The 13,896-nt window shown below is 47.8% G+C and carries 8 protein-coding genes; all 8 read right to left on the bottom strand.

The features are described from left to right. Positions 1–614: 614 nt before the first annotated feature. Positions 615–1,886: an ammonium transporter gene (locus SD53_RS04750; RefSeq protein WP_046519078.1), complete on the bottom strand. Its 1,272-nt coding sequence runs from the start codon at positions 1,884–1,886 to the stop codon at positions 615–617. A 10-nt stretch (positions 1,887–1,896) separates the two neighbouring features. Continuing rightward, a complete protein-coding gene (glnK, locus tag SD53_RS04745) occupies positions 1,897–2,235 on the bottom strand; it encodes a P-II family nitrogen regulator (RefSeq protein ID WP_008899672.1) in 339 nt (112 codons plus the stop codon). 181 nt (positions 2,236–2,416) lie between these two features. Further along, positions 2,417–2,791 (bottom strand): YacL family protein, encoded by a 375-nt coding sequence (locus SD53_RS04740; RefSeq protein ID WP_046519077.1) that lies wholly within the window; start codon positions 2,789–2,791, stop codon positions 2,417–2,419. 71 nt (positions 2,792–2,862) lie between these two features. Then, positions 2,863–5,460, bottom strand: a complete 2,598-nt coding sequence (gene acnB, locus SD53_RS04735; RefSeq protein ID WP_046519076.1) for a bifunctional aconitate hydratase 2/2-methylisocitrate dehydratase — start codon at positions 5,458–5,460, stop codon at positions 2,863–2,865. Positions 5,461–5,796: 336 nt separating this feature from the next. Then, complete coding sequence (locus SD53_RS04730) at positions 5,797–7,887, bottom strand: M13 family metallopeptidase (RefSeq protein WP_046519075.1); 2,091 nt, start codon at positions 7,885–7,887, stop codon at positions 5,797–5,799. A gap of 150 nt (positions 7,888–8,037) precedes the next feature. After that, the gene (gene lpdA, locus SD53_RS04725; RefSeq protein WP_046519074.1) at positions 8,038–9,450 is read right to left on the bottom strand and encodes a dihydrolipoyl dehydrogenase; all 1,413 of its coding nucleotides are present in this window, start codon (positions 9,448–9,450) and stop codon (positions 8,038–8,040) included. Positions 9,451–9,589: 139 nt separating this feature from the next. Next, entirely contained in the window at positions 9,590–11,215 is a 1,626-nt protein-coding gene (gene aceF, locus SD53_RS04720) for a pyruvate dehydrogenase complex dihydrolipoyllysine-residue acetyltransferase (RefSeq protein WP_046519073.1), read from the bottom strand. An 11-nt stretch (positions 11,216–11,226) separates the two neighbouring features. Further along, the gene (gene aceE / locus SD53_RS04715) at positions 11,227–13,893 is read right to left on the bottom strand and encodes a pyruvate dehydrogenase (acetyl-transferring), homodimeric type (RefSeq protein ID WP_046519072.1); all 2,667 of its coding nucleotides are present in this window, start codon (positions 13,891–13,893) and stop codon (positions 11,227–11,229) included. Positions 13,894–13,896 lie beyond the last annotated feature (3 nt).

The following is a 13,896-nucleotide window of genomic DNA, read 5'->3' as shown; positions in this document are numbered from 1 at the left end:
GGGCATACATCTTCAGGATGAAGATACAAAGGATAAGGACTCTGCCGGAGGCAGAAGACACTCTCAGGATGAGGGTTAAACGGACAGGGATGCTGCAGGAATGCAGTGGGAATGTTCAGGACGAACACAGGGATGATCCATCAGGGATAGCGGTTGGAAGGACGCCACCAAGTTTTAGGGGCCGCGAAGTTCGCGGCCCGTCTTGTTTTCACAGCACCCGCTTTATCTCTTCGTCGTTCCAATCCGCACCATCATCGATGCACCACATCACAGCACCCTCTGCGCCACACTGATGCAATTTAGAGTTTTCGCACTAGCCATAATGTTGTTTTTTTCAGCAAGGCTCTTTTCCTGTGTGAAAACAGCTGTTAGATTACAGGCGTTCTTTGCAAAAATGATTTGGCGACTGCACTAAAACAGCGCACAGGTCCGTGGCTAAGACCACAAGAAAAAACCCCGGAAGCTTAGGCCGCCGGGGTTGTCTGATAAAGACAAAGGACAAGGATAGACGAATTTGGTGGTACGGGTTTAGTTGCCAAGACCAACTGCTACTTGCGTAGTGAGTGGCTTGGCAACCAGCTCCTGAGAAGCCCCACCGGCTCTTCCCAGGCTGCTTACTTTACTGTAGATACAAATTCAGGATAGGCTTCTACACCACACTCTGAACGATCCACGCCTTCATATTCCTCCTGCTCTGTGACACGGATACCCATAGTCATCTTCAAAGCAAACCATACGATAGAGCTGGCTACAAAAACCCAGACGAAAATAGTAGCGGCACCGGCCAGTTGACCCACGACAGTGGCCGACTCTTTGGTCAGAGGAACAATCAATAATCCAAATAAACCCACAGTACCATGCACAGAAATCGCACCGACCGGGTCATCAATTTTTAACTTGTCTAAGGCCAGGATAGAGCCCACCACTAACACACCCGCGATGGCACCAAAAATTGAGGCTTCTAAAGGTGTAGGTGTTGAAGGTTCCGCGGTAATGGCGACCAGACCTGCCAAAGCACCGTTTAATGCCATGGTTAAATCCGCTTTTTTGAACAGCAACATGGACAAGCCAATAGCGGCAATAGTTCCGGCGGCAGCGGCAGCATTGGTATTTAAGAACACCACAGCCACGGCATTCGCGTTGGCAATATCACCTAACTTCAGCACTGATCCGCCGTTGAAACCAAACCAGCCTAACCACAGAATTAAAGTACCTAAAGCCGCCAGTGGCATATTAGAACCTGGAAACGCATGAGCTTTGCCATCTTTACCGTATTTACCTTTACGGGCACCTAACAGCAATACACCAGCCAACGCAGCAGCGGCGCCTGCTAAATGCACTATGCCTGAACCGGCAAAGTCTGAGAAACCTAAGTCACCTAAACTATATAAACCAAATACAGATTGACCACCCCAGGTCCACGAACCTTCCATCGGATAGATAAAGCCTGTCATGACCACGGCAAAGCTCAGGAAAGCCCATAACTTCATCCGCTCAGCCACAGCACCAGAGACGATAGACATAGCAGTGGCAACAAACACCACCTGGAAGAAAAAGTCCGATGCTTTCGAGTAAATCGCTTTACCTTCAAAGCCATTTTCACGCTCAGCAAAACTGGTCAAGGTTTGAGCCACATCAACTTCACCTATACCGGCTAAGAAGTAGCCACCACCGTACATCAACTGGTAACCACAAATCAGATACATGACACAAGCTACTGAATACAACACCACGTTTTTGGTCAAAATTTCCGTGGTATTTTTCGCACGGACCAGACCAGCCTCCAGCATAGAAAAGCCAGCGGCCATCCACATCACTAAAGCGCCGCACACCAAAAAGTAAAAAGTGTCCATCGCAAACTGTAAATGATAAATTTGTTCCTGCATGATTTACCCCTTAGATGGCTTCTGAGTCCATTTCACCAGTACGGATCCGTACAACTTGTTCCAGATCGTAAACGAAGATTTTTCCATCACCGATGCGGCCTGTATGGGCAGCCTTTTGGATCACTTCCAATAAACGCTCGACGTTTTCATCCAATACTGCGATCTCTAATTTTACCTTTGGTAAAAAATCGACCTGATATTCAGCTCCCCGGTAAAGTTCTGTATGACCTTTCTGACGACCAAAGCCTTTCACTTCGGTCACAGTAAGACCTTCAATACCGATGTCCGCAATGGCTTCACGGACATCGTCAAGCTTAAATGGCTTGATGATGGCACATACGAGTTTCATGGTTATTATCCTTATGGTGTCTTGTTGCATTTGCCAATAAGACAAGAAAACCTTGTGCCAAGATTTATAATTGTTATTTTTCAATTAGTTACACAATTAACTTTAAATCGCTCAAAAAAAATGCACCAACAAGGTGCATTTATTCACTGCCAGAGTGCAGTTGATAGGTAAAAAAACTCAATCAGGTGGGTAAAAATTGTTGCCATTGCTGCACCACGTGCAGCAGATCCTCCAGACCACATTCGGCATAAAGCTGGCTTTGATCCAGCGCCAAATCCAGCTCTGGATCCAACATCATTCCGCTCCCCTGCCCCTGCAACAATGAAAAGTGACAAATCACCACTTCAGATGCCTCTATAGTCAGACGATACTCTTTGCCGTCCCATTGATACTGACTTTGTGGCTTTAACTGCTGTAGCTGTTCCAGCAGCCCCTGATAAGCGCTCGCCCGATGTTCAAACTCATCCAATAAAAAACATTGCAACGCCAACTGCTCAGAACTTAACTTCAGGCTGTAACGTTTCGTATCAGTGTTGTAAATAAAATCGAATTCCATGCTATGGTTCCCGAAAAGCAAAAGGCCCGCTTAGTACGGGCCTTTTGGCTGTGACCACTCTGGTCTGTAAATTATACAGCTTGCTGAATAATTACATTGGCCGCTTTGCTGGTGTACTGGCTCATCTGATGGAAATTCAGGTAGCGGTAGGTATCCGCAGCCGTGGTTTCAATCTGCTTGGCGTACTCCAGGTACTCAGGCACTGTTGGCAGGCGGCCGATGATGGATGCCACAGCCGCTAATTCAGCGGATGCCAGATAAACGTTAGCGCCCTGACCTAAACGGTTCGGGAAGTTACGGGTAGAGGTTGATACCACAGTGGTATTGTCGCCTACACGAGCCTGGTTACCCATACATAAGGAGCAACCTGGGATCTCAATACGGGCGCCAACACGGCCATAAATACCGTAATAGCCTTCTTCAGTTAACTGATCCTTATCCATCTTGGTAGGTGGAGCTATCCACAGACGGGTTGGGATCTGGCCTTTGAAATTGTCTAACAGTTTACCGGCCGCACGGAAGTGACCGATGTTGGTCATACAGGAACCGATGAAGACTTCATCAATCTTATCGCCTGCCACTTGAGACAGTAAACGGGCGTCATCCGGGTCGTTTGGCGCACACAGAATTGGCTCTTTAATATCCGCCAAATCGATTTCGATCACCGCAGCATATTCAGCATCGGCGTCAGCACGTTCCAGTTTTGGATCGGCTAACCAGGCTTGCATCGCCTGAATACGACGTTCGATCGTACGCACATCACCGTAGCCCTCGCTCAGCATCCACTTCAGCATCACGATGTTGGACTCTAAATACTCAGCCACTGAAGCTTCGGACAAGGTGATAGTACAACCAGCAGCAGAACGCTCCGCTGAAGCGTCAGACAATTCGAAGGCTTGCTCAGCCGTTAAATGCTCCAAACCTTCAATCTCTAACACACGGCCAGAGAAAATATTCACCTTGCCTTTCTTCTCAACAGTCAGCAAGCCTTGCTGGATAGCGTAATAAGGAATGGCATGCACTAAATCACGTAAGGTGATACCAGGCTGCATCTCGCCTTTAAAACGCACCAGCACAGACTCAGGCATATCCAGTGGCATCACACCTGTTGCCGCCGCAAAAGCCACTAAGCCAGAACCTGCCGGGAAAGAAATACCGATAGGGAAACGGGTATGAGAGTCACCACCAGTACCTACAGTGTCTGGTAACAACATACGGTTTAACCAGCTATGGATTACACCATCACCCGGACGTAAAGAAATACCACCACGGTTCATAATGAAATCAGGCAGCGTATGGTGCGTGTTCACGTCTACAGGCTTTGGATAAGCCGCAGTGTGGCAGAAAGACTGCATCACTAAATCAGCAGAGAAACCTAAACAGGCTAAGTCTTTTAACTCATCCCGGGTCATAGGACCTGTAGTGTCTTGTGAGCCGACTGTGGTCATTTTTGGTTCACAGTATTGGCCAGGGCGAATACCTTTGACGCCACAGGCTTTACCCACCAGCTTCTGCGCTAAAGTGAAGCCTTTGTTGCTCACTTCAGTCACTGCAGGACGCTGGAATACGGTTGAATGCGGCAGACCCAGGGCTTCACGGGCTTTGTCTGTTAAACCACGACCAATGATCAGAGGAATACGGCCACCGGCACGTACTTCGTCCAGTAACACGTTTGAACGCAGTTCAAAGGTAGATATAACTTCATCAGTGCCATGGCGTTTCACCACACCTTGATGTGGGAAAATATCGATCACATCGCCCATGTTCATCTTAGATACGTCTAATTCGATAGGCAATGAACCTGAGTCTTCCATGGTATTGAAGAAAATAGGTGCAATCTTACCACCTAAACAAACACCACCAGTGCGCTTGTTTGGCACAAATGGCATATCTTCACCCATAAACCACAGCACAGAGTTGGTGGCTGATTTACGGCTTGAACCAGTACCTACCACATCACCGACATAGGCCAGTGGGAAACCTTTGGCGATCAGCGCTTCGATTTGTTTGACCGGGCCTTTTGAACCTGGCACATCCGGCTCAATCCCATCGCGCACGTTTTTCAGCATGGCTAAAGCATGCAGAGGAATATCAGGACGTGACCAGGCATCCGGCGCTGGCGATAAATCGTCTGTATTGGTTTCACCTGTGACTTTAAATACAGTCACAGTGATTTTTTCAGGAATAGCAGGTTTGCTGGTGAACCACTCGGCATCAGCCCAGCTTTGTAATACGGCCTTAGCGTTGGCGTTGCCTTTGTCGGCTTTTTCTTTCACATCGTGGAAAGAGTCAAACATTAATAAAGTATGTGATAAACCTTTAGCCGCCAGACCACCTAATTTTGCATCATCCAGTAAGTCGATCATAGGCTGGATGTTGTAACCACCAAACATAGTGCCCAGTAATTCAGTTGCACGCTCAGGTGTCACTAACGGGCTTGTGACTTCGCCTTTGGCGATTGCAGTTAAGAATCCAGCTTTCACGTAAGCCGCTTCGTCTACACCCGGTGGAATACGGTTTTCTAACAGATCAACTAAAAATTCACCTTCACCTGCCGGTGGATTTTTTAATAATTCAGTTAATGACGCCACTTGTTGCGCATTCAGTGGCAACGGAGGAATGCCTTGAGCCGCACGTTCAGCTACATGTTCACGGTATTGTTGAAGCACAGTAATGTCCTCTGGTTAGGTCGCCACAGCCTACTGTATCTGTGCCGCAGCGATAGACAGGAATCTCGAACAGGCTGGATTATAAGAAAAAACCGCCCGAATTGACACCTGAGTATAAGCAAGCAAGCTTATAGTGGCTATAAGTTTTGTGAATACCTCGGCCAGTTGAGAATTATTCTCAAAAATAATACTGAAACTGGTCGTGCAGATAGACAAAATCGTCTGAAACGATTTTGAACATCGGAGCACAGTGACGATCGCCCGAAAGGGATTTAGCAGGACAACAGATATACCAATGGCCGCATAAAGCGGCCATTGGTCAGTGATAAAAACGTATTACCAAATCTTCACGCGGTTTTCCGGTGCTATATACAGCTTATCGCCTTCTTTCACATCAAAAGCCGTGTAGAACACTGGCAGGTTCGACACTATGCCATTGACACGGTAGTGTGGCGGTGAGTGAGGACCTGTTGCCAGTTGTTGTTTCATCATTTCTTCACGGTATTGAGAGCGCCATACCTGAGCCCAACTGATAAGCACACGTTGCTCACCGGTAAAACCGTCCATCACTGGTGCTTCTTTACCTTGCAATGACAATTGATAAGCCTTCAGTGCTACAGTTAATCCTCCCAAATCACCAATGTTCTCACCCAGAGTTAAGTCTCCGTTGACGAAGTGACCGGGTACGGGCTCAAATTTGCTGTACTGAGCACTTAATGCCTTGCCTAAAGCTCTGAACTTGGTTTCATCCTGCTCAGTCCACCAATTGCGTAAATTGCCTTCACCATCGTATTTAGCGCCCTGATCGTCAAAACCGTGACCAATTTCATGACCAATCACAGCACCGATACCACCATAATTGACTGCATCTTCAGCGGCCATATTAAAGAATGGAGGTTGCAAAATAGCGGCCGGGAATACAATTTCATTATTGACCGGATTGTAATAGGCATTGACAGTCTGAGGCGTCATAAACCACTCGTCCTTATCGATTGGTTTGCCTAATTTCGCCAACATCTGATCGTAACTCCAGTGTGTAGAGCGAACAAAGTTACCGACTAAATCGTCAGCTTTGATCTCCAGACTGGAATAATCTTTCCACTTATTCGGGTAACCTATTTTGGGCGTAAAAGTGCTGAGTTTGACCAAAGCAGCTTTTTTGGTGTCTTCCGACATCCATTCCAACTCTTTAATCGACTGCTCATAAGCACTGATTAAATTGGCCACTAACAGCTCCATCCGCTCTTTAGCTTCAGGTTTGAAGTGACGCTCCACATAGAGCTTGCCGGTTAACTCACCCAGTACTGCGTCACTGGCATCCACAGCTTTTTTCCAGCGCGGTTTTTGCTCTTTAATGCCGCGTAAGCTGGTGGAGTAGAACTGGAACTGACGATCTTCAAAAGCTTTGTTCAGCTTATCCGCAAAGGCGTTGATGGTATGGAATGTCAGGTAATCCTGCCAGCTTTGCAGATCGGTCGCTGCGACAATGTTGCCCAAAGCTGCAAAGTAGCTTGGCTGACCGATAATGATTTCATTCACATTGGTTAACTTAGAGCCAGCGGCAAAATCACCCCAGCTCAACTCACCCAAAGTTTTGCTTAAATCAGCAGTGGATACTTTGTTATAGGTTTTATCTGCATCGCGGTTTTCTACCCGCGTCCACTGGTTTTTTGCCAATTCAGTCTCAAGCGCATAGACACGCTGAGCTGCAGCAGCAGGGTCGGCATGCTTAGCTAAAGTGAATAAATCCACTAAGTAGGTTTGATAGTCAGCCTGAATTTTTTTCGAGGCGTCATCGTCTTTGGTGTAGTAATCACGGTCAGGTAAACCTAAACCACTTTGGTCGGCATACACGGCATATTCAGTGGACTTTTTTGCGTCATTGTTGACATACCAACTCAGTGGAATAGTCACACCGTCGCGTTGTAAAGCAGCAAAAATACTGGCCAGTTGCTTTTTATCTTTTAAGCCCTGGATCAATTCTAACTGTGGTTGTAAGGCGGTTAAACCTAACTCTTCCAGTTTAGCTTCATTCATATAACTGTTGTAGAAGCTACCCAACTTATGGCCATCTGAACCAGGCGCTAAATCCGTGCGGCTGGCCACTTCGTCGATAATAGCTTTTACGGCCAACTGAGAGTTATCTGCTAACACATGAAAAGAGCCATACGAAGATTTGTCTGCCGGAATTTCAGTTTTCTTTAACCAACCGCCGTTGACGGCTAAAAAGAAGTCATCCTGAAAACGCACTGTTGAATCAAAGTTTTCTTTATCTATGCCAGAAACCAAGTTTGCTACCGCGGCTGTTGCTTGTTGTTCTGCTGCTGGTTTTGCTGTTTCAGTGGTGGTAGTTTCCGGGGCTTTGCCACAGGCCGCCAGGCCAAGCGCAATAGCAACGCTCAGCGCCGTTAAGGTAATTTTTTTCATCCAGAGGGTTCCTGCCAAAAGGGTTAAATAACCAGATCATACTACTCCCCGCAGGAGCATTTTTGTTAATAGAAGTTGTAACAAAATATAAAAAACCGGCAATGCGAAGCAGTTGCCGGTTATTGCGCTGTCTGTTAGCGAACAGTCAGTTTATTTTTTCTTAGCTTTTGGATTTGGCAGGTCAGTGATAGAACCTTCGTAAATCTCAGCGGCTAAGCCAATAGATTCGTTTAACGTCGGGTGAGCATGGATGGTCAGAGCGATGTCTTCAGCATCTGCACCCATTTCTACGGCTAAACAGATTTCGCCTAACATTTCACCGGCGTTAATACCAACAATAGCGCCACCTAAAATACGGTGCGTTTCTTTGTCGAAAATTAACTTAGTGAAGCCTTCAGTACGGGCTGAAGCGATAGCACGGCCAGAAGCAGCCCAAGGGAAAGTGGCGGTTTCAACAGCAACACCTTTTTCTTTAGCTTCTTTTTCAGTGAGTCCTACCCATGCCATTTCCGGATCTGTGTAAGCCACAGATGGAATGCAACGTGGGTCGAAGAAATGCTTCAGGCCAGAGATCACTTCAGCAGCGACGTGACCTTCATGTACAGCTTTGTGCGCTAACATTGGCTGACCAATCACATCACCAATAGCGTAGATATGAGGTACATTGGTACGCAGTTGTTTATCTACATTGATAAAACCACGCTCATCCACGTTGACACCAGCTTTAGCTGCATCTAACAGCGCGCCATTTGGACGACGACCCACAGCCACTAAAATTTTGTCGTAACGAACTGGTGAGGCCGGTGCGTTTTTGCCTTCGAAAGTCACATACAAGCCATCAGCTTTGGCTTCTACAGCCGTCACTTTCGTCGACAGCATAATGTTGAAGTTGTCTTTGTTGTACTTGGTGTACACCTTCACCAGATCCGCATCAGCCGCAGGAACCAGTTGGTCAGCAAACTCTACTACAGACACTTTAGAGCCTAAAGCACGGTACACAGTCCCCATCTCTAAACCAATGATACCGCCACCTAACACCAGCATTTCGCCAGGAATATCTTTTAATTCCAGCGCACCGGTTGAATCGATCACCCGTGGGTCATCTTTTGGAATAAATGGCAGAGCCACAGGCTCAGAACCAGCAGCGATAATGGCGTGTTCAAAAGTGATGGTGGTATCCCCGGCCACTAATGTATTTGGGCCAGTGAATTTACCGTAGCCAGTCACGACTTTGACTTTACGCATTTTTGACATGCCGGCTAAGCCGTTGGTCAACTGACCTACTACTTTGTCTTTCCAGGCGCGGATTTTGTCTAAGTCAATTTGTGGTGCACCAAAAGTTACACCGTGAGAGGCCATCTCACGGGCATCGTCGATCACTTTGGCCACATGTAATAACGCTTTAGATGGGATACAGCCAACATTTAAACAAACACCACCAAGTGTGCTGCGTGCTTCAACTAAAGTCACTTCCAGACCTAAGTCAGCAGCGCGAAATGCTGCAGAATATCCACCAGGGCCAGCGCCTAACACCACCACTTGAGTTTTGATTTCGTTGCTCATCGGTTTACCTTTTTATCTTTGGCTAAGATAGCCACCCGCATACGCGGGCAGCCAGGAAATAAAAGTGGCGGAATTTTATCACCCCGCCTGAAAGATGTCCCGTAACTTTTCAGAACACGGCACAACTTTCACTGTTGTTTTACATAATGATCTGACGGATATCGGCCAGATAAGAGGCCAAAGTCGCAGTAAAACGCGCCGCTAAAGCACCGTCAATCACTCTATGGTCATAGGACACGGACAAAGGTACCATCAGGCGTGGTTCAAATTCTTTGCCATTCCACTTCGGTTTGATATCCGATTTAGACACACCCAAAATAGCCACTTCAGGCGCGTTGACGATAGGCGTAAAGGCCGTACCACCAATACCACCTAAGCTGGAAATAGTGAAACAGCCACCCTGCATATCTGCAGCCGTCAGCTTGCCTTCACGGGCTTTGGCTGAAATATCCTGCAGCTCACGCGATAATTCGATAATGCCTTTTTTATTGACATCACGTACCACAGGCACCACTAAGCCATTTGGCGTGTCGACCGCTATACCTAAATGCACATACTTCTTCAGAATAAGGCTGGAGCCGTCTTCTGATAATGAGCTGTTAAAGGTTGGGAATTCCTCCAGCGCCTTGGCCACGGCTTTCATAATAAAAACCAATGGGGTGTATTTGACACCCATTTTCTTTTTATCAGCCAGTGCATTTTGCTCTTTGCGGAACTCTTCCAGGGTGGTGATATCGGCTTCATCAAACTGAGTCACATGCGGGATACGCACCCAGTTGCGGTGTAAGTTAGCACCGGACAATTTCTGAATACGGGACAGTGGTTTTTCTTCGACAGTGCCAAACTTGCTGAAATCCACTTTCGGCCAGGGGATTAAATCAAAGCCCACACTGTTGCTACTGCTGGTAACGTTACCTTTGCCTGAGGCCACTTGCGCAAGAATATTTTTCACATAATTTTGCACATCTTCGCGCTGTACGCGGCCTTTGCGGGCTGTGCCTGTGACTTTGCTTAAATCGACACCAAATTCACGGGCTAAACGACGCACCACAGGGGATGCATGAGCATAAGCCTGATTCTCGGTAAATTCGCCTGCTGGCGCAGATGGCGCTGCAGCCGGCGCTGATACTGCAGGTGCAGGCGCTGCGACCGGAGCTGGCGCAGCAACAGCAGCCGGAGCAGCGACCGTTGCAGCAACAGCAGGAGCACTGCCTGCCACTTCAAAGACAAACACCAAGGAGCCTGTTTGTACTTTATCGCCCACTTTCACTTTGATTTCTTTCACAGTACCGGCAAATGGTGCTGGCACTTCCATCGAGGCTTTATCGCCTTCCACCGACAACAGCGATTGGTCAGCGGCAACAGTGTCGCCGACTTTCACCATCACTTCCGTCACTTCAACGGCGTCACCACCGATATCAGGTACCTGAACTTCTTTTAACTCTACCGCAGCCGGAGTAGCAGGAGCGGCAGCAACAGGAGCGGCTGTTGCTGCAGGCGCCGGAGCTGCTGCTGGTGCAGCAACGGCAGCACCTTCAGCTTCGAAGACCATAATCAATGAACCGGTTTTTACTTTATCACCGGCTTTCACTTTGATTTCTTTCACAGTACCAGCTTCAATAGCCGGAACTTCCATCGACGCCTTGTCGCCTTCGACCGATAACAACGACTGGTCCAGTGCAACTTTGTCGCCCACCTTCACCAGTACTTCGGTGACTTCCACTTCATCCGCACCTATGTCCGGCACATGAATTTCAATCGTCATGACAAATCCTCTTATGCGTACAGTGGGTTAGTTTTGTTGGTGTCGATACCAAAACGGGCAATGGCATCTGCCACTAACTGCTTGTCGATTTCACCACGTTTCGCCAGCTCACGTAACGACGCCAGAACTATGTAACCCGCGTTCACTTCAAAGTGACGACGCAGATTTTCACGGCTATCAGAACGGCCAAAACCATCTGTACCCAGAACTTTATAAGACACCGCAGGCACAAAAGAGCGCACCTGATCAGCATAGTTTTTCATATAGTCAGTGGCTGCAATAGCAGGCGCTGTGCCCAGCACTTTGGCAATATATGGCACTTTTTCTTCTGCCATAGGATGCAGCATGTTGTATCGCTCACAATCCTGACCATCACGAGCCAGCTCGTTAAATGAAGTGACAGAGAACACATCTGAACCCACGCCATAATCTTCACTTAAAATCTCAGCCGCTTTACGCACTTCATTCATGATGGTACCGCTGCCTAACAACTGAACTTTGGCTTTGTCGCCAGCATGAGTTTCCAGTTTATATATACCACGACGAATACCTTCTTCAGCACCAGCAGGCATGGCCGGGTGATGGTAGTTTTCGTTCATTACGGTGATGTAGTAGTAAATATTTTCCTGAGAAGCACCGTACATACGGCGGATACCATCCTGAATGATCACTGCCAGCTCATACGAGTAAGTCGGGTCATAGGAAATACAGTTAGGTACTGTGCCTGCCAGAATGTGGCTATGACCATCTTCGTGTTGTAAGCCTTCACCGTTTAAGGTGGTCCGGCCAGCCGTAGCGCCTAACAGGAAACCACGGGCTTGTTGATCACCGGCCAACCAGGCCATATCGCCAACACGCTGGAAACCAAACATCGAGTAGTAAATGTAGAACGGGATCATCGGCAGATCGTTGGTGCTGTAAGAGGTTGCAGCAGCCACCCACGACGCCATAGCACCCAGCTCGTTGATACCTTCCTGCAGCACCTGACCTGAAGTTTCTTCTTTATAGTAAGACACTACAGCGCGGTCTTCCGGCGTGTAGGTCTGGCCACGTGGGTTATAAATACCAATCTGACGGAATAAACCTTCCATACCAAAAGTACGGGCTTCGTCGGCAATAATAGGCACAATTTGCTGGCCGATATTCGGGTCTTTTAACAGCACGTTCAGCGCACGGACAAAAGCCATAGTGGTTGAAATTTCGCGCTTTTGCTCTTCTAACAGAGGCTCGAATACATTCAGCTCCGGCAGTGTCAGAGGCTTGGTGAAATTCGGTAAACGCACTGGCGTGTAGCCGTTTAAGGCTTTCCGACGGGCATGCAGATACTGATGTTCAGGTGAGCCTTCAGGCAATTGAATATAAGGCAGAGACTGCACATCTTCTTCGCTGATGTAGTCTTCCAGACCCAGGCGCTTACGGATTTGCAGCACATGGGTCATATCCATTTTCTTGACCTGGTGCGCAATGTTTTTGCCTTCCGCCGCTTCACCCATGCCATACCCTTTAATGGTTTTGGCCAAAATGACAGTAGGGCGGCCTTTAGTTTCCTGCGCCGCTTTGAAAGCTGCGTATAACTTGGACGGCTCATGACCACCACGTTTTAACGCGAAGATTTCTTCGTCTGTCATATCCGCCACTAAAGCGGCAGTTTCAGGGTAACGGCCGAAGAAATGCTGACGTACATAAGCACCGTCTTTGGCTTTGTAGGTTTGATAGTCACCGTCGACAGTTTCGTTCATCAGTTGCAGTAACTTGCCTGTGGTGTCTTTGGCCAGCAGCTTGTCCCAGCCACTGCCCCAAACCACTTTAATCACGTTCCAGCCAGCGCCACGGAATAAACCTTCCAGTTCCTGGATAATTTTACCGTTGCCCATTACAGGACCGTCTAAACGCTGCAGGTTACAGTTGACCAGGAAACACAGGTTATCCAGTTTTTCACGGGCAGCAAAAGATAAAGAACCACGGCTTTCCGGCTCATCCATCTCACCGTCACCTAAGAAGGCGTACACACGTTGTGCGCTGGTATCTTTTAAACCGCGGCCTTCTAAATACTTCAGGAAACGCGCCTGATAAATAGACGTAATAGGACCTAAACCCATAGATACCGTAGGGAATTGCCAGAATTCAGGCATTAATTTAGGGTGTGGGTACGAAGATAAACCTTCACCACCCACTTCCTGACGGAAGTTATCCAACTGATCGGCGGTTAAACGGCCTTCAACAAAAGCACGGGCATAAATACCCGGAGAAATATGGCCCTGGTAATAGACCAAATCGCCGCCATCTTTTTCATTCGGCGCACGGAAGAAGTGGTTAAAGCAGGTTTCGTAAAAGGCAGCAGACGACTGGTAAGATGCCATGTGGCCACCTAAATCCAGCTCTTTTTTCGAAGCGCGCAGCACTATCATAATAGCGTTCCAGCGGATCACGGAGCGGATACGTTTTTCCAGATTGACATCACCCGGATAGGCAGGTTCCTGCTGTGGCGGTATGGTATTGATGTAATTGGTGGTGATGCCTGTTGGCATATCCACGCCTTCCAGGCGAGCCTGTTCCAGCACTTGTTCTAACAGGAACTGAGCGCGCTCTACACCTTCGGTGCGAACTACAGATTCAAGAGCCTCTAACCATTCTTTGGTTTCGAGCGCGTCGATGTCAATCTTATTGACTTCAGACATATC

The organism is Rheinheimera mesophila (assembly GCF_000986865.1).
GTDB lineage: Bacteria > Pseudomonadota > Gammaproteobacteria > Enterobacterales > Alteromonadaceae > Pararheinheimera > Pararheinheimera mesophila.
The sequence above is the reverse complement of the archived record's forward strand: the minus strand, read 5'-3'. Positions and strand labels throughout refer to the sequence as shown.